This is a genomic window from Bacillus sp. 0909A, from assembly GCF_036765115.1.
Taxonomy (GTDB): Bacteria; Bacillota; Bacilli; order Bacillales; family Bacillaceae; genus Bacillus; species Bacillus mojavensis.
In genome coordinates this window covers 477,448-499,764 of the sequence record NZ_JBAIZU010000002.1, presented here as the reverse complement: position 1 = coordinate 499,764, position 22,317 = coordinate 477,448, and the positions used below count along the sequence as shown (strand labels likewise).

Sequence of the window (22,317 nt, the reverse complement as noted above, 5' to 3'; positions counted from 1 at the left end):
AAATTGTATAAAATATATTTAGGGGGATACAAAAAATGAGTCAGCCATTATTTACAGCGTCTGTTTCAGCGGTAGGAGGAAGAGAAGGAAAGGTGATTTCATCAGACCGCGTTCTCGAGCTCGATGTCGCAATGCCGGGAACACCGAGAGCAAAGAAATTAGAAAAAGCGACAAATCCGGAGCAGCTGTTTGCAGCAGGTTACGCAGCTTGCTTTGACAGTGCACTTCAGCTTGTAGCAAGAACAGAACGAGTAAAAGTGGAGACAGAGGTTACAGCGCATGTCAGCCTGCTAAAGGATGAAGCAGATCAAGGCTACAAACTGGGTGTGACGCTGCAGGTGAAAGGAAAAGGTGTCAGCGCATCAGAATTACAGGCACTTGTCCAAAAAGCGCACGGTGTCTGCCCTTATTCAAAAGCAACCTCCGGCAATATCGATGTCACATTGGAAGTCGCTGAATAAAAAATGAGGATGCCTCACATAGGGCATCCTCATTTTTTTTGGTGCAGCGTTTCAAGCAATGTATATAGAGCCGATTTTAAGTGTCTCAATTCCTCGCCGGACTGGCCTGAGAGTGCCAGAATCGTTCCCGGGATATCAGCCGCTTTTTCTTTTAATAACGTTCCGTTCTCTGTCAGGCTGATCATTACCAACCGCTCATCCTCTTCAGATCTTTTTCTGGTAATCAAGTCCTGCTGCTCCATCCGTTTCAGCATCGGTGTCAGCGTTCCGGAATCCAAATACAGAAGCTCGCCCATTTGTTTGACGGAAAGTGTTTCGTGTTCCCACAATAAAAGCAAAGCCAAATATTGAGGGTATGTCACATTCAGCGTTTCAAGCAGCGGCTTGTACTGCTTTGTCATTTCCCGCGAACTCGCATAAAGCAAAAAACAAAGCTGATTCTCTAATTTCATATGATCAAATCCATTTTCCATCTGTGTTCACCAACTCTTTCTGACATTACATACTATTGTAGCTGAAAAATAACACTTTTCCTATTCTCGGCAAACAAAACATGTTTAAAAAGATGTGTATGGGAAATATAACAACTAAAGACAAATAAGGAGGCTGAAAACAAATGGCATTATTTACAGCAAAAGCCACTGCTCGCGGTGGACGTTCAGGACATATTCAATCAGATGACGGGGTTCTCGATTTTGACATTGTCATGCCCAATGCAAAAAAAGAAGGACAAACCGGAACAAACCCGGAACAGCTCTTTGCCGCAGGCTATGCAGCATGCTTTGGCGGCGCGCTTGAACACGTGGCCAAAGAACAAAATATTGACATTGATTCAGAAATAGAAGGTCAGGTCAGCCTCATGAAGGATGAGAAAGACGGCGGCTTTAAAATCGGAGTCACACTAGTCGTCAATACAAAGGGATTAGATCGGGATAAGGCTCAAGAGCTTGTCGAGGCTGCTCATGAATTCTGTCCTTATTCTAAAGCAACAAGAGGAAATGTTGATGTGAAATTGGAATTAAAATAATTTGCGACATCCTGAGAGTTCTCAGGATGTTTTTTTGCGGATCATAACGGATTGGTTATGATCTTTTCGAAGTGTGAATACATGTAGTATAGGTGGATTCAGACTAGAGAAAAGGTGAGCAAATGAAAAGACCGAAGCTGTCAGTTTGTATGATTGTTAAAAATGAAGAACGTCATATTGTCCGCTGTTTAGAAAGCGTGCAGCATATTGCTGATGAAATCATTGTCGTTGATACCGGATCAAACGATCAAACAGAAGAAATTTGCAGAAGTTTTCATGCTCAGGTCTATCATCATCAATGGACACAGGATTATTCGCAGGCAAGAAACATCAGTTTACAGCATGCCAAGGGAGAGTGGATTTTGATTTTGGATGCAGATGAAGAGCTAGACCTGGATACGGGAAGCTTGTTGCGTTCACTGCTGAATGACTGCAGGCAGTCCCTTGGTTACGTAAAGGTTATAAACTATACGGGAAAGCAATGGGATGAAAACGAAGCATTTGAACAAATGCAGATCAGGCTGATACGGAATCAGCGGAAGATAACTTTTAAGGGAAGAATTTGCGAAAAGCCCGTGGGTGAGGAGGCAAGCGGCGCTTTCTCTCTCCCTTGTGTTATTCACCATTACGGCTATCTGGAGCAGGAGGCAAAGTGTAAGCATAAACACAATTTAAGCATTTTGAATACAGAATTATTGTCGTCATATGCCGACCCGCTTCTCATTTATCAGAAAGCAGCTGAGTACGACAGAGGCGGCGAACCGAGCAAAGCCATCCGCCTGGCAATGAATTTCATAAATGAATGTAACAGCAAAAAGCAAATTCCTCCAGCGATTATATTTTATATCAAGCTTAAACTCTTTATTGATACTGAACGGTATGAAGAAGCTGAACGGGATATTGATGAAGCGCTGCGGCATTATCCGGATTACAGCACCCTTTACTACTTCAAAGGGATAATGATGTATCAGCTTAAAAAAGTCAGAGAAGCGATTACAGCATTTGAATCTTGTCTGCAAACGCAAGGTGAATACCATCAGTACGTACAGGTGAAAGGAGCCGCTGATTTTCGCTCCCTTTGCTGGCTGGGCGTCTGTCACGCTGAATTGAATCAACATATGACAGCAGTTTTATATTTGCAAAAAGCGCTGAAAGCAAACCCGAGGTGTACTCAGGCACAGCAACTGCTCAGCGAATTAACAAAGGATCAGGCCGTACATGCCTGATCCTTTAATATTCTTTTTTATGGTCAACATCCCGCCATGCTTGGAACGGAGACAAATGCTCCGCAAGAGTCACGTGATAAAAGGGGATCGTTCTTTCTTCAGCAGGTTTATCAATTTCTGCATAAATAAATGAATCATCAAATCCTGCTTCCGCAGCATCTGTATGCTCAGCAGCAAAGTAAACGGCTTTCGGCCGGGCCCAGTAGATGGCGCCTAAGCACATGGGGCATGGCTCGCAGCTCGTATACAACATGCAGTCATCCAACTGGTATGTCCCAAGCGCTTTACAGGCGTTTCGAATAGCAGTCACTTCCGCATGGGCAGTCGGATCATTGCTTGTAGTGACGTTGTTCTGTCCCTCGGCTATAATAATTCCATCCTTCACGATAACGGCTCCGAAAGGCCCGCCGATTCCAGTTTTCACTCCTTCACGTGCAAGCTCGACAGCCCGCTTTAAAAACGCTTCATGATTCATCCCAAACCCTCCCAGTCGATCGAATGATATAAGTATAGCCGAAAAGAAGTGCAAAAAACATTCTCAAAAAAATGAAAAATAAACAAAATATTTGGGGAATTTGCTAAGATGAAAAAAGGGAGGGGAGCATATGCTGCATTTGTATATTGCCAGGCATGGACAGACGCATTGGAACGTAGAAAAAAGGATGCAGGGCTTACTGGATTCTAGTCTAACAGAACTTGGACTGTACAACGCCCGTGCTCTTGGAAAACGGCTGAAGGATATTGAATTCAATCAGGTTTACATCAGCCCGAGCAAGCGGACAGAAGAGACGACAAAAGCCATAGTGGGATCGCGCCGCCTGCCGCTGGTGAAAGATCGTATATTCAGAGAGATGTCACTGGGGCCTTGGGAAGGGAAAAAACAAGAGGATATTGAAAGAGACGAACCTGATCTTTTTCATGCTTATTTTCAGAATCCTGAAGCATATCGCCAGCCGGGATGTGAAAGTTTTTTTGACCTTGAAAGCCGGGTAAGACTGGCTCTCCAATCAATTTTAAACAGCCATTCTTCCGGGAATGTTCTTCTGGTTACCCATTCTGTCTTTATATTGATGCTGTTAAATATCATAAAGGGAAGAGGCATTCATGACATATGGAACTCCGCTTACATACATGATACGTCTTTGAGCCTTGTGGCATTTGATAAAAACGGAACAGCCGATATTTTAAAAGAAGGGGATGGGGAGCATCGAAAACCGATTCCCGTTTTTTAGAAGAAAAACCATCTGCACATGCAGATGGTTTTCATCTTATACAAGCTGTGTCTGCTTGGCTCTTGCCTGTTTCGCCGCTTCAACCATATTTTTTAAGGCTGCGACTGTTTCTTCCTGCTGTCTTGTTTTTAAACCGCAGTCAGGATTTACCCAGAAACGGTCAGTCGGACATACAGCAAGCGCATCAACGATAATGTTGTACATTTCTTCAGTTGACGGGACACGGGGACTGTGAATGTCATAAACACCAAGACCGAGTCCTTTCAAATACGGATGCTCTTTTAAGTAATCCAAAAATCCTCCGTGGCTTCTGCTGTGCTCGATTGTAATGACATCCGCGTCCAGGTCATTGATCGTATCGACAATGTCTTCAAAGTTGCTGTAGCACATATGCGTATGAATTTGCGTCTCGTTTTTCACGGAAGAAGTGGTTAATCTGAATGCTTCTGCCGCCCAAGTCAAATATTCATCCCAATCGCGGGTTTTTAACGGAAGGCCTTCGCGCAGGGCTGGCTCATCGACTTGAATGATTTGAATGCCTGCGTCTTCAAGCGCTTTTACTTCTTTGCGAAGGGCGAGTCCGATTTGGAACGCGATTTCTTTTCTCGAGATATCGTTCCGAGGGAAAGACCAATTTAAAATCGTAACAGGCCCAGTCAGCATTCCTTTTACATGCTTGGATGTTAACGATTGAGCGTATACAGTATCTTTTACTGTCATCGGTTCAATAAACTCTACATCTCCATAAATTACTGGCGGGCGGACACAGCGTGAGCCGTATGATTGAACCCAAGCGTATTTTGTGAAGGCAAAGCCGGCCAGCTTTTCACCGAAGTATTCGACCATGTCTGTCCGTTCGAATTCACCGTGAACAAGAACATCAAGATCCAATTCTTCCTGAATATCAATCCATCTTTTCGTCTCCGCATTGATAAAGTTTTGGTATTGTTCATCAGACCACTCGTTTTTCCGCCATTTTTGGCGTGCGCTGCGCACTTCAGCAGACTGCGGGAAACTTCCGATCGTAGTCGTCGGCAAAAGCGGGAGGCCGAGAGATTCATTTTGCAAGGATAAACGTTCTTCAAACGGAATCGGGCGCTTGAAGTCTTTATCGCTTAACTGCTCCAGCTCTTTCTTTTGTTCAGAATTCGCGCCTGTTGCAAATTGTTTAAGCGCTAAAATATCAGCTTTCGCCTGCTGTATTTGCTCACTGATGGCGGCTTTGCCTGATACTAAGCCTTCTTTTAAAGCTGTCAGCTCGGCCAGCTTTTCTTTTGCGTAGGACAATCCGTTCAGCAGATCCTGTTCCAAATGCTCGTTTGGATGTTTCGCTACCGGGACATGAAGCAGGCTGCTGGAAGGCTGGATCCACAGTTCATCAACCTGTGCGAGGCTGAGGATATGAAGCACGGCATCGAGGCGTTCTTCAAGATCCGCTTTCCAAATGTTGCGGCCGTCTATAACGCCGGCTGCCAGCACTTTATCTTTCGGAAAGCCGTGTGTCTTAAGCTGTTCCAGGTTTCTGCCCTTATCATGAACGAAATCAAGCCCGATGCCCTGTACAGGATAAGAAATGAGCTCCTCATAAGCATCAACAGAATCGAAATACGTTTGCAAAAGTACATTCAAGGAAGAGAGCTCATTTGTGATGCTTTCGAATAATTCTTTTACGCCGCGTACATCCTCTGCGGAAGCGGTGACAAGCGCAGGCTCATCGATTTGAACCCATTTTACGCCTTCTTCTTCAAGCTCTTTTAAAAGCTGAACATATAAAGGAACGAGGCGCTTTTGAATTGCTTTGGCTTCAGATGGCTCGTAGCCTTTTGCAAGCGTGACGAACGTATAAGGGCCGACGATAACAGGTTTTGTTTCAACGCCGTACTCCTGTTTGATTCGGCGGTAATCTTCAAGCTGTTTGTTTCTTGTCAGGCGGAACTCTAGGCTCTCGTCATATTCAGGCACGATGTAATGGTAATTTGTATTAAACCATTTTGTCATTTCACTTGATACGGCGTCTTTTATTCCGCGGGCGATGGCGAAGTATGTATCTGTACGGTCAGTCAGGTGTCTGAAGCGTTGCGGGATCCAGTTGAAGCTGACCGCCGTGTCAAGAACGTGATCATACTGTGTGAAATCAGAAACAGGCACAACATCAATCTGCTGGTCAATTTGCGTTTTCACTGCGGATAAGAATAATTCATCGATTTGGTTCAAAAACGTATCTTTATCGCTGTTTCCTTCCCAATACGCTTCAAGCGATTTTTTCCATTCTCTGTTCAGTCCGATTCTTGGGAATCCTAGATTCGATGTTTTGATTGTTGTCATTGTTTCTCCTCCTTTATATGTAAAACACTCTTGTTGACCCGTGGATACAGGGTATTAAGAGGTTTTCTCACAGCTAAAAAGCCCCTTTCCCATGAGAGAAAGAGGCTTTTTTACAAAACATATAGCCTCTCTCATCTCTCAGAAACAATCTGATGGAATTAGCACCGTGCCTTAAGAGATATAAATCTCGGCGCGAAAATCAGTGCGCCCCATTTCACAATGGAATTACGGTCGGTTGCTGTTGGGGTCAAAAGGCCAATCCCTCGCCCAACTCTCGATAAGAGAAAATGTTATTAATTTTTTGAAAAGTTGAATCATTTGTTGGTAATCTTAACAGCAATTCAAATTCATTGTCAACAAAGATTTTAAATTTTATTTTACAAATTACGGTGTATATTATATGAGAAAAATAATATTATAGGGTCAGTAAATGTGACTGCTCTGCTTTCTCCGACAGCTCATCAGGAGCAGTTAAATACAGGAATCCATTTCCCGCTAATGTTTTTGCGATATCGAGCGGAAGTGTCCTGCGGATCAGCTGCGCATAAAGCTCAGATTCAGAAAGTTCTCTTTGAAAAGATTCTTCTTCAAAGCTTTTAATTAAAGCAAGCGCTCCGCTGACATGAGGGGCAGCCATTGAAGTGCCCGTCAGCTTCCCGTATTTCTTGTTGGGAAGAGTGGATAAAATGTTTTCACCAGGTGCAACAAGATCAATTTCTTTGTTAGCGTTTGAAAATTCTGACGATTCTCGCGCTACTGAAACAGATCCAACCGCAATCACATCATTATACGCAGCAGGATAGGAAAGCTCCTCTGTGCGTTCGTCGCCGTCACCTTCATTTCCCGCGGCACAAACGACTAGCACTCCGTTTTTGACGGCGTTTTTGACCGCTTCCTCCAGTTCAGGCACATCGCTCGGTCCGCCAAGGGACATTGAGATGATATCAGCCTTTTGCTCAACAGCATAGTTAATGCCGTTAATAATCCATTCGTACTTTCCGCTGCCGTTTTCACCGCCAAGCACCTTTACAATTAAAAGGCTTGCCTCAGGCGCGACTCCGGCGATGCCGCCGTTTGAATCGTTAGCCGCAATCGTTCCGGCAACGTGAGTGCCGTGTCCGTTGTAGTCGGAAATGGCATCTTCCTTGCCGCCGTCATCATCTGTGAAATTCTTGCCGCCGATGATTTGGTTTTTCAAATCTGGATGGCTTGTATCGCAGCCGGTGTCCAATACAGCAATTTTTACATCTTTGCCTTTTACCCCTTTTGCCCACACTTCTGGCGCCTTAATCACTTTAATACCCTCAGGAAGCTCGTTCACATCCATGATCTGCTCATTCGTGACATACGGGATCAAGCGGATTTCACCATTCATAAAAAAGCCCTCCTTTTTTATGCCTGCAAGTGGATACAAGGGTGTTATCTCACATTATATGAAAAAAACAGCCGCTCGGACAGAGTCGTTTGAAGCATTTTGAAAAAATAGGATACAATCCAATGGATTAGTAATTTTCAAAATAATGGGTGGGTTTAGCGTGTATGACTGGGATTCAGCTGTCAGTCAAGTTATAATAGAAGTTGGGAAAGGAGCAGTGTGATGAAACTGAATGAAAAAATATTTGCGTTTTTTTCTGAGAATGTAGAACAAATGGCCGAGGAATGGATTGACACAATGGAGGAAAGCGATCCGAATTCAATTTATGCCTTACATAATGCAACTGTAACCGAGGAGCTGAAAGAGCAGGACAGAGAGTTCTACCGGCATCTGAATTACATGTATGTTTTACCGGAAAAACAATTTCTCGATGAATTTCAACAATGGGTTATTGAGCTGACGAATGATCAAAAACATCTCGATACCCCGGTGCAATATGTGATCCGTGAGTTTATGAGAAACCGAAGATTATATACGAAGTATTTTGAGAAATTCGCAAAAGAAAACGAGTCGGCATTTGGACCGGGTGAGAAACAAAAATGGGCTAATTTGATTGTGAAAGTTTTTGATTTTACCATTTATACATTCGTCGATCACGCTGAATCGAATGCAAAACAGCAATTAAATGCCCAGAGAGAAATGATACTGGAATTAAGTTCTCCTGTCATTACTCTGAGCAAAACGACAGCTCTGCTGCCGCTTGTCGGTGATATTGATACTGAACGGGCAAAGTTTATTCTCGAGAACACGCTTAATGCATGTGCGAAAAGACGCATTGAGCATCTGTTAATCGATCTTTCAGGTGTCGTCGTTGTGGATACAATGGTGGCGCATCAAATCTTTAAATTAATTGAGGCGCTTACTTTAATCGGTGTCAGATCCACATTGTCTGGAATCAGGCCAGAAATCGCGCAAACCGCTGTACAGCTTGGAATTGATTTTACGAACATTAATATTAAAACCAATCTTGCCCGAGCATTGAACTATCATCAATAATGAGAAAGCCGCTATTCAACATAGCGGCTTTTTTTATGAGGTAAAACATAAAGACACAAGAAAAGATCCTGCGAATAACAAGAGAACGATGAAAAAGAACAGCCAGTCGCGCAGTCTGACGGTAAGCGACCGGTAATACGTCCGATTTCGGCTGCCTGTAAATCCTTTTGATTCCATCGCAAGAGCTGTTCGTTCCGCTTTTCTGATCGCACTTGCTAATAGCGGGATTGTATAGCGCTTTAACGCGCTTATTTTTTCTTTTAAGCCATTTTCCGCCGCCCCGCCTCGGATTTTATGTGCCTGCTGGATCAGCTGGACCTCCTCTTTTAACAGAGGGAGAAAACGAAATCCGGCAATGACGCCATACGCGAGCTTTGGGGACAGCTTACACTGTTGCACAAGACTCAGCATAAATAGAATTGGATCGGTTGTAAAAACAAACATCATCGATAAGGCAGAAAAGCACAAAATCCGAAACCCGAGCGAGATGCCGACAGCCACATTTTCACTGTTGATCGAAAAAGGGCCGGCTTGGAACAGAACATTATCTGCAGTCGTGGGAATTTTGCCGAAAACAGCGGCTGTCCATACACAGCCGAATGCTAAAATCAAAAACGGAATCGTGAACAAAAGCCATTTTTTCAATGGGATTCTGGCCGCAAATAGGACACCCGCAACAATTATGATATAAAAGCATGCCGGTGTGTAAGGATTGTAAATAAACGACAGCATGACGACACAGCAAAAAACCGCCGCTGCTTTTACTGCCGGGTTAATGAGATGTAACGGCTGCTTCATCACGCACCTCCTGCTGGTATGTCATCCATTCATATCGAAGGGGGAGGGTGAGCTTTGCTTTTTGGACGAGCTCAGCTTCCTTAGTAAATAATTGTTCCGGTGTTCCGTCAAAGGCCAAATGTGTGTCGTGAAGCACAAGCACGCTGTCAGCATATGAAGATACAAGCTCCATATCGTGTGTGATCATAAGAACAGCGGTGCCTTCTGCCCGGATATGGTGAATCATCTCCATACATTCAGCCGCTGTTTTGGCGTCTTGGCCAAAGGTCGGTTCGTCTAAAAGCAAGACCTTTACATCATGCATCAGCATGGTAGCGACACTCAGCCGCCGTTTTTGTCCTTGGCTGATCGCAAACGGATGGTGGTCCGCCAAATGTGCAAGACCGAAGCGTTGCAGCAGATTCTGCGCTCTTTTCTCGGTTTCGGCATTTGCCGTATGGCCGAACAGCAGCTCATCATATACTGTATCAGTCACAAACTGGTGCTCTGGATTTTGGAAAACAAACCCCAATTGTTTACGAAGCTCTTTTTCTTTGTAAGACTCCAGCGGCTTATCATGCAGAAGAATCTTGCCGCTATTCGCTTTGAGCAAACGGGCGAGAACAGATAACAGCGTAGATTTTCCTGTGCCGTTTGGCCCGACAAGTGCCGTCAAAGAGCCTGCACGCAATGAAAAACTGATGTCTTTGAAAATGGTCTGCTGTCCTCTTGAAAACGATAAGTTCTTGACCTGCACTGTATGTTCAGCAGAAAGAACCACAGCTTCTTCAGTATGCCCAGCAGGGAAGGGTTCCTTGAACAGCGTTTCCTTTGACAATGTAAACGGTATAATCACATTTTCTTGTAAGTCACAAATTTTTGGCACAGCGATTCCCATTGTTCTTAACATGTTTGAATGATGCTGAAACATATCCTTAGTCTTCCCGTCTAAGGCTTTCTTGCCTGCTCCATCCAGTACGATTGTTCTTTCAACCCAAGGCGCCCACTCATCAAGCTGATGTTCGATGACGAGAAGGCCGAAGCCTTTTTCCTGCTGAAGCTCTTTGATCATTTGAACGAATTCCCGCGCTGAATAAGGATCTAAAAGGGAAGTCGGTTCATCCAGAATAATGAGCTCAGGCTCCATCGCCAAAATACAGGCGAGCGCGACTTTTTGCTTCAGTCCCCCTGACAGAGTAGAAATTGTGCTTTTCTTTAAATGAGAGATGTGTAATTTATCCAAAACCGCATCAATTTTCTCTGCCATTTCTTCTTGAGGAACTTGCAAGTTTTCCAATCCGAAGGCGATTTCATCCTCCACTGTCAGCATACAAAACTGCTGATCAGGGTCCTGAAAGACGACTCCGACATGCTGAGCGATCGTTTCAGAGGTTTCATCATCAGTGATCGGTTTTTGAAATAAGAATACATGCCCGGACAACACCCCGTCACAAGCTTCGGGGTAAAGTCCGTTTAAACAGAGGGCAAGCGAGCTTTTTCCGCATCCGCTCGGCCCTAACAATAAAGCGCATTCTCCTTTTAGGAGATCAAACGTTATCTCTTGAAAAATCGGTTTCTCGTTTTCTTCATATGAAAAACGAAGCCGGTCAACCGAAAGTAACTGATTATAGGCTTGCATGATTTGATACCCGTTTCCGTTTCTTTTTCAGTTCCTTTCCCAGCGCCATTCCATTTAAGACGCCCGTAAATGCGAGAGAATCGCTGACAGCTTTTCCGAGAAGTCCGGCTAGAACCGCACCTGAAACGAGACGGATCACAAGCATAATAAGCAGGTAGCCTGGTGAATACGCCGCATAACCGGAAACAAAGAGATCATAAATAAAGCTGGCCACCGATGACCCCATACCCGCTAGAAGCAGCACAGGAAGGGAATATGCTTTCCAGCGTGTCGCAAGAAATACTGCTTCTGCTCCGAGACCTTGAACAACGCCGATCACGATAACCATCGGGCCTGAAGGATTTCCCAGCAAACATTCAACGAGAGCTGCGATGACTTCAGATACAAGGGCTGCCCCCGGTTTGCGAATGATGTACGCGGCAATCACCGACACGATAAACCAAATGCCGTATATCGGTTCATAAGCGATGGGCCCGAACATCCCTGCAAGTACGTTTCCAAAATGAGTGAATACTAAATAAACAATGGCAAATACAATACTGATTACAGACATGATGACAATCTCTTTTACTTTCCAGTTTTTCATTTTATCCCTGCTTTCTGTTTTCTTGATGGACTGTTTGCCGAGAAGTTCACGGTCATTGTGACGTGTGTTGTTTGCTGATGTGCCAAGCGGAAAGCGGCTTCCAGCGTTCGGAACACGTCGTGTGCATCTCCGTCTAGCTCGCTTGCGTAATGAACACCCTGTACAAAGGTGCCGTCAGCCTTAGCAATTTCAACAGCTTTCATGATGATGTCCATATAATCCGGCTCATTCATCGGATAAAGTGCAAATTGGCATGGAGCCTCTGCTTTCAGGGTATGGACAAATTCTTCGTTGACACGCTTTTCATTTGCTGTCAGAAATGTATCTCCTTGTGTATCGCCGGGGCAGCCGATGGAAAACGTCCCGTTCATAACGATGTGTTTTTCGCTATTTGCTGCATAAAGGTAGATGGCTTTGGCGGCGTCGAATACATGCTCGATCGATCCGCGCAAAACTGTGCTGATATGATCGGTTTTTGTCCAAACCTTTGACGTATCGGTTTTTTTCAGCGCAGACTTGATCACACTGATAAAATCATCCGTCATTGGGTATAAAGAGAACCGAAAACCGGCGATTCTGCTTGTACCGCATAAGTTGTCCATTTCTCTGACCTCCTGTTTTTTTGGTAAAATAAAAAACTGCATATCCTTAGGGAATATGCAGTCATAGATCGAGTAAGCGCACGAAAAAATACACCTTTCGGTCAACCTGCACTTCCCCACGCTGGTATTATCCAGATCGGGTCATAAGGGATCAAAGCGCGTTTTTTCGCGCTTTATCTCAGCCATAACAGCACCCCTAGTGCTTTCCGTATACAATTTTTTATTTTGACATCATAATAGATGATAAGAATCATTTTGTAAACAATGAAATCATTTTTTTCATATAGGAACATGAGAGGATGATCGGATTTGGAAAAAGGGCACATATTAATTGTGGAAGATGAAGAAAAAATCGCCAGGGTCCTTCAGCTTGAATTGGAATATGAAGGATACAGCGTGACCATCAAATATAATGGCACTGAAGGGCTTGACGCGGCCGCCGAAGGTTCGTATTCCCTGCTGCTGCTTGATGTCATGCTGCCAGGGATGAGCGGGCTTGAAGTGCTGCGCCGGCTTAGGAAAACAGATCAAGGAACACCGGTTATTTTATTAACCGCCCGCGACAGCATTCCAGATAAGGTAACAGGGCTGGACATCGGTGCGAATGACTATGTCACCAAGCCGTTTGAAATTGAAGAATTGCTTGCCAGAATCAGAGCGGCACTCCGCCAAACCGGAAGCAAAACAGAGGATATCGGCACATTTTTGACATATGACGATTTGCAAGTAAACGAGAAAACACGTGAAGTCAGACGGGGAGACAAAGAAGTTGAATTAACGCCCCGGGAATTTGATTTGCTCGTCTATATGCTGAAGCATCCGCAACAAGTGCTGACGAGGGAGCAAATTCTCAGCTCTGTATGGGGGTTTGATTACATCGGTGATACAAATGTCGTCGACGTGTACATAAGGTATATCAGAAAAAAATTAGACTATCCTTACGAAAAACAGCTGATTCATACCGTGCGCGGAGTCGGCTATACCATTAGGGGGTAAATGATGAAGCTGAAGACTAAGATTCATCTTTATACATCTATTTGGCTGTTGATTTTATTAATGTTGGTCCATACTGCGGTCTATCTCATTTTTTCATCGGCACTCACCTCAAAGGATGCAGCCCGTCTTGCCGATGAAACGGACAATATCGCCGAAGCTCTTCACACCGCCGAAACACAAGGAGTGGCTCTGCAGGATATGCTGCAGGCGTATCTTCCGGCAAACGGAATGGTACGGATAGTGAATGCGGATCAGAAAGCCGTTATGACCATCACCAAGGAAAAAGCATATAAAGACTTCCCTCTGTCTTTTCACAGCGGAGAAACGACAGACGTGACAAAGCATGAAGGCAAACTGTTTGCAGCAGCTGCTGTCCCAGTTATCTGGACAGATGGACAAGTCGTATCTCTTCAGCTCGTGGAAAGGCTGGAGCATACAGAAGAAAGTCTTTTTCTGCTAAAAATTATTTTAATTGCGGCCAGCGCAGCGGTCTGTATCGCTTCCTTCTTTGCCGGCAGCTTACTCGCCCGCCACATCATCAATCCAATCAGACAATTGGTGACAACGATGAAAGACATCCAGAGAGAAAAAGCATTCAAAACAATTTCTCTGGAAGGACAGTCGCACGACGAATTATATCAAATGGGGCTGACATTTAATGAGATGGCGAGCATGCTGAAAGATCACTACGACAAACAGCAGCAATTCGTCCAAGACGCTTCACACGAGCTGAAAACCCCGCTCACCATTATTGAAAGCTACAGCAATCTAATGAAACGCTGGGGGGCAAAAAGGCCTGAAGTGCTTGAGGAATCCATTGAAGCCATTCATTCGGAAGCGGTTCATATGAAAAAACTGACCAATCAGCTGCTTACGCTGGCCAAGAGCCATAAAGAACTGGAGCTTAATCTGAAAACGGTTGACCTGATCGAAATGTCGCGCGCCGTCATACAAACACTCCAGCCGGTTTATAAACGCGACATTTTTCTCGATACGGGCAAAGAGCATTTGCTTGTAACGGCAGATGAAGAACGCATAAAGCAGCTGCTGACGATTTTGCTTGATAATGCCATAAAGTATAGTGACAAGGGCATTGTGATTTCAGCAGGAACCAAAAACAGCCGGCCGTTTTTGTCTGTAAGGGATGAAGGAATCGGCATACCTGAGGAGCATCTCCCGCGTCTGTTTGAACGTTTTTACCGGGCGGATGAGGCGCGTAACCGCAAAACAGGCGGAACGGGTTTAGGTCTATCCATTGCGAAACATATTGCCGATGAGCATGGCATTGACCTGTCTGTAAAAAGCAAACCGGGACAGGGAACAAATGTCACAATGCAATTTAGAGAACAGGATGGGGGAGCGCTATGACAAAACGTATGAAAACAGGAGCTGCTGCGGCGGCAGCCGTTTTAGCCATTGTCATCTGCGCGGTTCTTATCATTCAGCAGACCCATGAGGACGTGCTGTCAAAGGAGGCAGTCATAAAAAAAGTAGAAGCCTCCTATGGAGGCGACATCACAAAAGTGACGCGATCCAATGATAAAAAAACGTATGAAATGACTCTGGAAAATCCAAAAGGAATTTATTTTCTGAAAGCTGATGCTAAATCGGGCGACATATTGTCAATGAACAGAGTGAAAGAGACGAACACAGCTGACATGACAGAAAAAGAAGCTGAGCAGCTTGCTCTGGTGCGGGTACCGGGCACCGTCAAGAAACACAAGCGAAAACACGGTATTGCGGTGTATACCATTCAAAAAAATAATGGGGAAACATACGAAGTGAAGGTAGATATAAAAACAAAAGCGGTGGTGTCCGCTGATAAAATCAGCAGCAAAGACAAACAAAAGACAACAATTTCGGAAAAAGAGGCAAAAGCCATCGCAGAGCGTGAAGCTGGAGGAAAAGCAGATGACGCCGATTTGGAGGAAAGCGAAGGCACTCTCCTGTTTGAAGTAGATGTTGATCTCCCGAATGACAAGGAAGCTACAGTGAAAATAAATGCCTATACCGGCAAAGTTTCTAATATTATCTATGAAGACTAATGGTTTTCTCATCAAATTCTCATCTTTCTCTCGTTTTCCTTTCATGTTGAGTGTGTAAACTGAACTCATAACAAAACAAGGGAGGAATCACATATGCTGAAGAAAAGATGGATGATAGGCATATTAGCAGGTTGTTTAGCGGCCGGGGGATTCAGCTACAACGCGCTTGCGAAAGAAAATAATGAACATACACAGTCTGTTTCTGGAACTGGGGGACTTACTGAACAAGAAGCGGAGTCCATTGCCAAAACAGTTGTTGACGGAACAGTGGATGACATCGACAGAGACATCTATAACGGCAAAGAAGCTTATGAAGTTGAAATCGAAAAAGACGGCGAAGATTATGATGTTTATGTGGATATTAAGACCAAACAAGCTCTCAATGACCCGTTAAAAGAGAAAAAAGAGCAAGTTGTTTTGACAAAAGAAGAAGCAGAACAGATTGCTCTAAAGCAAACAGCTGGAACCGTCACAGAAAGCAAGCTGGATGAAGATGATGGTGCGTACATCTACGAAATTGAGGTTCAAACGAAACAAGGGACTGAAGCAGAATTTGACATCTCTGCAAAGGACGGACGTATCATTAAACAGGAATTAGACGACTAACCCCGCACAAGCGGGGTTTTTTTCATGATAACGAACGGTTTTTTGGAGAATCTAATGAGTAAAGGAGGCGAAGCACATGGAAAAGAAAGAAGAACAATACATCAATCAGGCTGAGTATGTTCCACATCCGACGAAGGAAGGGGAGTACGCCTTATTTCTTCATGAAACCTATCATTTGCTTTCTGAAGATGATGAGACGCAAACAACAGAATAAGGGCTTATGGCCCTTATTTTATTTCATCTGATGAGGTGGAAACGCATTAATAACTTTTTTAAGTTGACATAGCTTGTTTTTTTCTGTAATCTCAGTGTGTCAATTCAATTACGAACTTCGTTAGGTGAGGCTCCTGTATGGAGATACGCTGCTGCCCAAAAATGTCCAAAGACGCCAATGGGTCAACAGAAATCATCGACATAAGGTGATTTTTAATGCAGCTGGATATTGCTCCTATGCCATACAGTGCTAAAGCTCTACGATTGAAGGCGCCCGCACGCTTTTTTTGCCGTGCTTCTTTCCCCTTCAATCCAGAAGGCTTTTTTTATGCCTTGAAAACGAAATGCTGAACAAAAAGGAGGTGCGGAGTATGGATTCTCCCCATTCGAGTCAATCTGAAGAAGTACCCATATACTATGACAGCGAGACAATTGATCACACGATGAGGAGACGATTTGCCGCACCTTCTGGCGAGGCCGGCACGTCTCCGTAGAGGAGGTACGAGTCCCAATGGTTCAAAACATGACCTATGACGAACTCATTTTACGCATTATTATATTATTGCGAGACGGAAAAATTAGGGATTTCAGAAGTGTTATTGATGAGCTTCAGCCCTATGATATGGCGTTTATTTTTAAAGAAATGCCGGAAAAACACCGCGCCCGCTATTTATCTTATTTAACTGTTGATGATATTACTGATATGATCGGCGAACTGGAACGGGAATTTCAGCTAGCCGTCTTAAATAAAGTCGGAAAAACAAAAGCAACACTTGCGATGAACAAAATGGACAACGATGACCTCGCTCAATTGCTTGAAGAAATGGATGAAGAACTGAAGGATCAGCTTTTATCCAGCATGGAGGCCTCAGAGTCAAAAGCCGTTCAGCTCCTTATGAATTACCCGGCTGATTCAGCGGGGCGCATGATGACCAACCGTTATGTGTGGATTCCTCAGCATTACACGGTAAAAGACGCGGTCGTCAAACTAAAAAGTTTCGCGGAAATCGCAGAGTCTATCAACTACTTATATGTCATAAATGACAGTAAGCAGCTTGTCGGCGTTCTGTCATATCGCGATTTGATTCTCGGGGAACCGGAAGAAAAGGTGCAAGACTTGATGTTTACCCGTGTCATTGCAGCAGACGCGCTTCAAGATCAGGAAGAAGTGGCGCGGCTGATTGAACGTTACGATTTCTTAGCGATTCCGATCGTGGAAGAAAACAATGTGCTTGTCGGGATCGTGACGGTCGATGATATCATCGATGTCGTCATTCGGGAAGCTGATGAGGATTACGAAAAATTCGCCGCTTCAGGTAAAGCCATTACCTTCGATACAAAAGCATATGTTGCAGCATACCGCCGCCTTCCATGGCTGATCCTGCTTTTGTTCATTGGGCTGATTTCAGGCAGCATCATGAGCTATTTTGAAGATACGCTGAAGCAGGTCGTGGCGCTGGCATTCTTTATGCCGATGGTGTCAGGGATGACAGGGAATACAGGAACACAGTCTCTCGCGGTTGTCATCAGAGGTTTATCTAAAGAAGAAATGAATAAAAAAACGATTATGAAACTGATTTTTCGGGAGCTCAGAACGAGTATTTATATCGGTGCCGTCTGCTCTGTCTTAATTACGGTGATCGCCATCATATGGCAGGGGAATGTGCTTTTAGGATTTGTTGTCGGCTCTTCACTGCTGCTGACCTTAATTATCGGCACGATGTCTGGAACGATCATCCCCATTATTCTGCACAGACTGAATGTAGACCCGGCCATTGCGTCAGGCCCGCTCATTACGACGCTAAATGATATCTTGTCTTTATTAATTTATTTTGGTATTGCAACTGCATTCATTCACTCATTATAAACGATAAAAGTCCGTCTCAGATTGCGAGGCGGACTTTTATCGTTTATCGGTTTTTGTACCTAAAGTGAGCATTAAGCTGCCCCTCCAGCATTTTTTTCCGCACTTGCGGATCGTTTTTTACCATTTGTTCTTTTTTGCGCATATCTTTTAGAATTTCAGCCGTCTGCACGCCGTCTTCGCGTTTGTTGGCGATATCCATCAGCCGCTCGACATCTGCAAAAGAATATTTTCTCGTTCCCCTTGAAGAACGCTGCGGATAAATCAGCTTCCGCTCCTCATAATATCTGATCTGTCTTACGGACAATCCTGTCAATTCACTGACAATCCCAATCGAAATCACTTTTTTGTCTTTATAAGAATGATCTTCTGTGGTCATTTTTCCACCCCTGGATGTCTTTTGATAATAGTATATAAAAAACATAGAGAAAAAACCTGACGCTTGTTATATTTTCTAACATGAAATAACAGATTTTTGAAAAAATACGGCAGAAAAATTAACAAGAATGATGCGTAACCTATAAGCGCGCTTTATCCTATATGTAAAGATTAATGAGGAGGAAGGATAATCATGGAGGAAGAAAAAGCGGTCTCATTGGCAAAGGAAATAATCGAGTTGGATATGAAACGGGATGAAATGCTTGAAACGTTTATGCAGCTTGCCGGAGAACATGCTTTTCAGCTTTTAAGATCAGTTCAAAACGGACTTTACCGAAAATCTTCGTAAACATAAATTCTTTACACTAGATTCATACCACGTTCATTTAAAAAGAGTATCTTATGAAAAGGATACCTCAAAATGAAGGAGGACGCTATGAGTAATTTATTGAAATCAGCATTAGAAAAAGAACGAAGCCATTATTCAGAAAAACTCTTTCAAATCGGAGTTTATAATAAAGAAGTAATGAACAAAATGACACTTTCTGAATTGCGAAAGGAATACGCATACTTCTTTCGCAGCATTCCATATCACCAAAAAAATCCTTATACAAAATAACGTATAAGGTTTTTTTTGTTTCCTAAAAAGGAATTTCTCGAATTATAGCGAATAAAAATAATAAGGGCATTAAACTCTTATTATATGTAAGGGTTTTCATTATTTTTTTATAAAAATTCTATATACGGGGTAGATATGATGAGATTATCGTTTAACGAAGAAGAAGTTGAGCGTGCGATGAATTTGTACAGAGTTTTTGCAAGGGCTTTCAAAAGTGTGTCTGAACACAGCATCCGTGACAGCAAAGAGCACGGCTTCAATCCCACAGAATTTGCCGTACTGGAACTTTTGTATACGAGAGGCCCGCAAAAATTACAGCAAATTGGGTCGAGACTTCTGCTTGTAAGCGGAAACGTCACATATGTCATTGACAAGCTAGAAAGAAACGGGTTTTTAGTCAGGGAGCAGGACCCGAAAGATAAACGCTCTGTTTACGCGCATCTCACCGATAAAGGGAATGAGTATTTGGATAAGATCTATCCAATTCATGCGCTCCGTATAGCGAGAGCGTTTTCAGGCCTTTCGTCTGATGAGCAGGACCAGCTGATCTTCCTGCTGAAGAAAGCAGGCATCCACAGCCAGCATTTACTGTTTCGTTAGCCATTCCACACTCTCTTTTCAGGAGAGTGTTTTTTTATGTACACATTCATCTAATATCCTGTTTAAAACCTCCTCAATCTTCAGGTCGCACATTTGGCCAAGATACCTGCTGATACGCTTTTCTGCTGCTGCACGTTCATTTGATTGAAAAAATGCGAAAATGCGCTCTTCTGCCCGCTTCATATCCCAGTTTCTTATATCTGTAACAAGCTGCCGTTCTTTTAACAGGTTCACATTCATTTCCTCCTGGCCCGGCAGCGCATGATAGATAAATACCGGAAGCCTTTTCTTTAAGCATTCACTGATGGTTACGCCTCCTGGCTTTGTCATGACGCCTGAGGCCTCTGCGTACAGCCGGTTCATTTCTGCTTTGCTGTGAAGGTAAGGGATCGCCTCAATAAAAGGATGTTGTAAACTTTTAACATAGCGGTAGAGCTTTTCGTTTCTGCCGCATAATATTTTGTATAAGATATTTCCGCCTGGCGACAGCTCCTGAACCAGCTTAAAAATACCTCCGACTCCCATACTGCCGCCTGTGATCATGACAGTATAAGGCGGACGATGCTGACAGGTGTCTGCAGTTCCTGTTTCAAAAGCCCGGTGAACGGGAATGCCGGTCAAAAATATTTTTTCTTGGTTGATTCCTTCGGACATGAGCTGCTTCTTAATATCCATGATCGGGACAAAGTGGTAGTCAATGTTCTTCCGCCCCCATACTTGATTCACAAAAAAATCCGTGTATACATTTACGATGGTCATGTTTGGATATTCCGGTTTTAGCCGGTTCAGCAGGTAAGAAGGCAGGGCATGCGTGCAGAAGGCGATATCAGGCTGTTTTTCTTTGAGAATCTGTCTCATGCTTTGCATAAACAGCCATTCATACATGGCATAGCGCCTGACCTTCTTACAATCTCTGCAAGCGAGAAGCTTGTATATTCCGCTGTACGTTTTCGGAACATATTGAATCCATTTTAAATAAGCTGAGGAGGACAATTGTTCTAAGCGTTTATACGTATGAGAGAAGATATCGATCTTTTCTGAATGCAGCCCTTTAAATTCCAGATCAGTCTTCAGGGTATCAGCGACATGATGATGCCCGGTGGAAATACTTAAAAAAGGAAAAATGAGAATGTTTGTCATGTCTGTCCTCCTTAAAAATATGGCAACTATATTTTGGGGAGAATCATCACAAAATATAAGGGTGTTTTTTTGCTGATAAGGAAGGTGAAGAGATGAAAACCTGTTTCCTTTCCATTTGGAGAGTAATTGACCCAATTTATTTCTTTTTTTCGAGGCTGACCTTGATTGATGATGAGCAAAAATGCGTCTTTCGAGTCAGACTGACAAAATACAAAGGGCATCATGTCGTGCTGAGTGACGGAACCCATATAAGAAAAAACGATGTGCTCGTTAAAATCCATCTGCACAACATCAAGCTGGTCAGAGAGCTGCGAAGCATTGAAAGCGCGGTCAGAAAAGGAATCATCATTTATCAAAAAGTATATCAATCAATGCCGATGCTGCTGGAGTATATCAACAATCATAAAAAAAGCGAAAAAATCAAAGGAATTATTGGCATTACAATGCTTGATAAAGGGGTAGAAAGACTCGGCTTTGATGTGGTAACCCCGGTCAATCCTTTTTACAGATCTTTTAAAAAAATTACCCATATGCCAATCTTATATTTAACGGCAAAGCCAGTGAGCTTGCGGAATTTACCGGATTCATCCTATTTGTTTATCTCGAAAGAAAAGCTTCAGCACACCTATCAAACAAAAGACTGATGCCATGGTCAGCACAGTCTTTTTAAATTTGATGGAAAGTCACTTCCGGGCGGCTTCCTACACGGATATTAACGCCAGTTTGTCCTAAACCTTCACTGATATAAAACGGTTTATCGTGGTGATAATGAAGGCCTTTAATCATATTCATGCGTACAAGCTTGCCCATTTTCACCAAATGATATGGCTTTGGCCAGTGGATTTGCCCTCCATGAAAATGGCCTGATAACAGGTAGTCAAAATGAATATCCTCCATCTCTAATATAATGTTCGGATCATGTGTCAGTACAAGGTGATAGCCATTTTCAAGACCTTTATAAGAGTTTGTGATTTTACTGCGATTCGTACTGTAATCGTCAATTCCAATAATATTAACAGGTCCTGCATCAGTATTGATGTGAACATGTTCATTTTGAAGCGTCATGCATCCATTTTCCTCGAGCACTCGCTTTAATCTTTGAAAGTCCTTTTCTTTTAATACATAATCATGGTTGCCAAATACCGCGTACATTCCATACGCAGGCTTCAGTTTTTGCAAGGCCTGCAAGTAGCCGGCCAGCTTTGGAATATTTCGTTTCCGGTCCAGAAAATCTCCGGTAAGAGCAATGATGTCTACAGGTTGATTATTTGTTAAACGATAAAGCTCATCAGGCGATACAGAAATATTTTCTAAATGAAGATCCGATAAATGAAGGATATTCAGTTTTTTTCTTGCTGGAAGGCCGTCTTGCTGATCAATTGAAATCGTGTTGACCTTCACATCTTTTGTGTTGCGGTTTGCTTTATATATAAATGGCATAACAGCCAGTATGACCAATGAAAGTAAGATGGACACATGTATCCCCTCCCTTCTACCAGTATAGTAAGTGGTCCAGCCTTATGGATAGCGGGAATTAATGGGTTGAAGAC

Annotated in this window: 27 protein-coding genes and 3 riboswitches; of the genes, 16 read left to right on the top strand and 11 right to left on the bottom strand. The window is 43.4% G+C overall.

Features of this window, described 5'->3' with window-relative positions; all coding sequences use genetic code 11:
* Positions 1–35 precede the first annotated feature (35 nt).
* Positions 36–461: an organic hydroperoxide resistance protein gene (locus V6D42_RS07790; RefSeq protein ID WP_010333956.1), complete on the top strand. Its 426-nt coding sequence runs from the start codon at positions 36–38 to the stop codon at positions 459–461.
* A gap of 29 nt (positions 462–490) precedes the next feature.
* Here V6D42_RS07790 and V6D42_RS07785 read toward each other — a convergent pair whose 3' ends face one another.
* The gene (locus V6D42_RS07785; RefSeq protein ID WP_326202012.1) at positions 491–934 is read right to left on the bottom strand and encodes a MarR family winged helix-turn-helix transcriptional regulator; all 444 of its coding nucleotides are present in this window, start codon (positions 932–934) and stop codon (positions 491–493) included.
* A 143-nt stretch (positions 935–1,077) separates the two neighbouring features.
* Between V6D42_RS07785 and V6D42_RS07780 the strand changes: the two genes are divergently transcribed.
* Entirely contained in the window at positions 1,078–1,488 is a 411-nt protein-coding gene (locus V6D42_RS07780) for an organic hydroperoxide resistance protein (protein ID WP_326202015.1), read from the top strand.
* Positions 1,489–1,610: 122 nt separating this feature from the next.
* Positions 1,611–2,714: a glycosyltransferase gene (locus V6D42_RS07775; RefSeq protein ID WP_333512828.1), complete on the top strand. Its 1,104-nt coding sequence runs from the start codon at positions 1,611–1,613 to the stop codon at positions 2,712–2,714.
* Positions 2,715–2,718: 4 nt separating this feature from the next.
* On the opposite strand, the gene V6D42_RS07770 is transcribed toward V6D42_RS07775, so the two are convergent.
* Positions 2,719–3,189 (bottom strand): nucleoside deaminase, encoded by a 471-nt coding sequence (locus V6D42_RS07770; RefSeq protein WP_333512827.1) that lies wholly within the window; start codon positions 3,187–3,189, stop codon positions 2,719–2,721.
* Positions 3,190–3,319: 130 nt separating this feature from the next.
* Between V6D42_RS07770 and V6D42_RS07765 the strand changes: the two genes are divergently transcribed.
* Positions 3,320–3,946 carry a histidine phosphatase family protein gene (locus tag V6D42_RS07765; RefSeq protein ID WP_333512826.1) on the top strand — a complete coding sequence of 209 codons (627 nt, stop codon included), beginning with the start codon at positions 3,320–3,322 and terminating at the stop codon, positions 3,944–3,946.
* A gap of 36 nt (positions 3,947–3,982) precedes the next feature.
* Here V6D42_RS07765 and metE read toward each other — a convergent pair whose 3' ends face one another.
* Both metE and isp read right to left on the bottom strand, forming a co-directional pair.
* Positions 3,983–6,271: a 5-methyltetrahydropteroyltriglutamate--homocysteine S-methyltransferase gene (gene metE, locus V6D42_RS07760; RefSeq protein ID WP_333512825.1), complete on the bottom strand. Its 2,289-nt coding sequence runs from the start codon at positions 6,269–6,271 to the stop codon at positions 3,983–3,985.
* A gap of 128 nt (positions 6,272–6,399) precedes the next feature.
* Positions 6,400–6,555, bottom strand: a riboswitch (SAM riboswitch).
* Between the two features lie 131 nt (positions 6,556–6,686).
* Complete coding sequence (gene isp / locus V6D42_RS07755) at positions 6,687–7,646, bottom strand: serine protease Isp (protein WP_024121126.1); 960 nt, start codon at positions 7,644–7,646, stop codon at positions 6,687–6,689.
* A gap of 222 nt (positions 7,647–7,868) precedes the next feature.
* Between isp and V6D42_RS07750 the strand changes: the two genes are divergently transcribed.
* Positions 7,869–8,702, top strand: coding sequence for an STAS domain-containing protein (locus V6D42_RS07750; protein ID WP_333512824.1), 834 nt, complete (start codon positions 7,869–7,871; stop codon positions 8,700–8,702).
* A 33-nt stretch (positions 8,703–8,735) separates the two neighbouring features.
* Here V6D42_RS07750 and V6D42_RS07745 read toward each other — a convergent pair whose 3' ends face one another.
* From V6D42_RS07745 to V6D42_RS07730, 4 genes are read right to left on the bottom strand one after another with little or no spacing between them, the layout of a single operon-like run.
* Complete coding sequence (locus V6D42_RS07745) at positions 8,736–9,500, bottom strand: CbiQ family ECF transporter T component (RefSeq protein WP_333512823.1); 765 nt, start codon at positions 9,498–9,500, stop codon at positions 8,736–8,738.
* Positions 9,475–11,118: an ABC transporter ATP-binding protein gene (locus tag V6D42_RS07740; RefSeq protein ID WP_333512822.1), complete on the bottom strand. Its 1,644-nt coding sequence runs from the start codon at positions 11,116–11,118 to the stop codon at positions 9,475–9,477. The genes V6D42_RS07745 and V6D42_RS07740 overlap by 26 nt, the downstream gene beginning before the upstream one ends.
* Positions 11,105–11,704 carry an ECF transporter S component gene (locus V6D42_RS07735; RefSeq protein WP_333512821.1) on the bottom strand — a complete coding sequence of 200 codons (600 nt, stop codon included), beginning with the start codon at positions 11,702–11,704 and terminating at the stop codon, positions 11,105–11,107. Before V6D42_RS07735 ends, V6D42_RS07740 begins: the two co-directional genes overlap by 14 nt.
* Positions 11,701–12,306 (bottom strand): YkoF family thiamine/hydroxymethylpyrimidine-binding protein, encoded by a 606-nt coding sequence (locus V6D42_RS07730; protein ID WP_333512820.1) that lies wholly within the window; start codon positions 12,304–12,306, stop codon positions 11,701–11,703. Before V6D42_RS07730 ends, V6D42_RS07735 begins: the two co-directional genes overlap by 4 nt.
* A 96-nt stretch (positions 12,307–12,402) precedes the next feature.
* A riboswitch (TPP riboswitch) is annotated at positions 12,403–12,514 on the bottom strand.
* A 101-nt stretch (positions 12,515–12,615) separates the two neighbouring features.
* Between V6D42_RS07730 and ykoG the strand changes: the two genes are divergently transcribed.
* From ykoG to mgtE, 7 genes are all read left to right on the top strand, one after another.
* The gene (gene ykoG / locus V6D42_RS07725) at positions 12,616–13,302 is read left to right on the top strand and encodes a two-component system response regulator YkoG (RefSeq protein WP_333512819.1); all 687 of its coding nucleotides are present in this window, start codon (positions 12,616–12,618) and stop codon (positions 13,300–13,302) included.
* A 3-nt stretch (positions 13,303–13,305) separates the two neighbouring features.
* The gene (locus V6D42_RS07720) at positions 13,306–14,670 is read left to right on the top strand and encodes a sensor histidine kinase (protein ID WP_333512818.1); all 1,365 of its coding nucleotides are present in this window, start codon (positions 13,306–13,308) and stop codon (positions 14,668–14,670) included.
* Positions 14,667–15,347, top strand: coding sequence for a PepSY domain-containing protein (locus tag V6D42_RS07715; RefSeq protein ID WP_333512817.1), 681 nt, complete (start codon positions 14,667–14,669; stop codon positions 15,345–15,347). Before V6D42_RS07720 ends, V6D42_RS07715 begins: the two co-directional genes overlap by 4 nt.
* 93 nt (positions 15,348–15,440) lie before the next feature.
* Entirely contained in the window at positions 15,441–15,953 is a 513-nt protein-coding gene (locus V6D42_RS07710; protein ID WP_268448663.1) for a PepSY domain-containing protein, read from the top strand.
* 76 nt (positions 15,954–16,029) lie between these two features.
* Positions 16,030–16,167 (top strand): transcriptional regulator SplA domain-containing protein, encoded by a 138-nt coding sequence (locus tag V6D42_RS07705; protein ID WP_003218541.1) that lies wholly within the window; start codon positions 16,030–16,032, stop codon positions 16,165–16,167.
* Between the two features lie 109 nt (positions 16,168–16,276).
* Positions 16,277–16,442, top strand: a riboswitch (M-box (ykoK) riboswitch).
* A gap of 95 nt (positions 16,443–16,537) precedes the next feature.
* Positions 16,538–16,660 (top strand): hypothetical protein, encoded by a 123-nt coding sequence (locus V6D42_RS07700; protein WP_010333972.1) that lies wholly within the window; start codon positions 16,538–16,540, stop codon positions 16,658–16,660.
* Positions 16,661–16,677: 17 nt separating this feature from the next.
* Positions 16,678–18,033 carry a magnesium transporter gene (gene mgtE, locus V6D42_RS07695; RefSeq protein ID WP_168747584.1) on the top strand — a complete coding sequence of 452 codons (1,356 nt, stop codon included), beginning with the start codon at positions 16,678–16,680 and terminating at the stop codon, positions 18,031–18,033.
* 43 nt (positions 18,034–18,076) lie between these two features.
* On the opposite strand, the gene tnrA is transcribed toward mgtE, so the two are convergent.
* Positions 18,077–18,409, bottom strand: a complete 333-nt coding sequence (tnrA, locus tag V6D42_RS07690) for a MerR family transcriptional regulator TnrA (RefSeq protein ID WP_003239028.1) — start codon at positions 18,407–18,409, stop codon at positions 18,077–18,079.
* A gap of 192 nt (positions 18,410–18,601) precedes the next feature.
* Here tnrA and V6D42_RS07685 point away from each other — a divergent pair, with 192 nt between their 5' ends.
* The 3 genes from V6D42_RS07685 to V6D42_RS07675 all read left to right on the top strand — a co-directional run bounded on the left by V6D42_RS07685 (position 18,602) and on the right by V6D42_RS07675 (position 19,627).
* Positions 18,602–18,757, top strand: coding sequence for a hypothetical protein (locus V6D42_RS07685; protein ID WP_010333974.1), 156 nt, complete (start codon positions 18,602–18,604; stop codon positions 18,755–18,757).
* Positions 18,758–18,844: 87 nt separating this feature from the next.
* Entirely contained in the window at positions 18,845–19,027 is a 183-nt protein-coding gene (locus V6D42_RS07680; RefSeq protein WP_010333975.1) for a hypothetical protein, read from the top strand.
* 135 nt (positions 19,028–19,162) lie between these two features.
* Complete coding sequence (locus tag V6D42_RS07675; protein WP_333512816.1) at positions 19,163–19,627, top strand: MarR family winged helix-turn-helix transcriptional regulator; 465 nt, start codon at positions 19,163–19,165, stop codon at positions 19,625–19,627.
* A gap of 18 nt (positions 19,628–19,645) precedes the next feature.
* Here the strand turns inward: V6D42_RS07675 and V6D42_RS07670 are convergent, their stop codons facing one another.
* Positions 19,646–20,767 carry an MGDG synthase family glycosyltransferase gene (locus V6D42_RS07670; protein ID WP_333512815.1) on the bottom strand — a complete coding sequence of 374 codons (1,122 nt, stop codon included), beginning with the start codon at positions 20,765–20,767 and terminating at the stop codon, positions 19,646–19,648.
* 92 nt (positions 20,768–20,859) lie between these two features.
* Between V6D42_RS07670 and V6D42_RS07665 the strand changes: the two genes are divergently transcribed.
* A complete protein-coding gene (locus tag V6D42_RS07665; protein ID WP_333512814.1) occupies positions 20,860–21,411 on the top strand; it encodes a YkoP family protein in 552 nt (183 codons plus the stop codon).
* Between the two features lie 22 nt (positions 21,412–21,433).
* Here V6D42_RS07665 and V6D42_RS07660 read toward each other — a convergent pair whose 3' ends face one another.
* A complete protein-coding gene (locus tag V6D42_RS07660; protein WP_326192000.1) occupies positions 21,434–22,207 on the bottom strand; it encodes a metallophosphoesterase in 774 nt (257 codons plus the stop codon).
* Positions 22,208–22,317 lie beyond the last annotated feature (110 nt).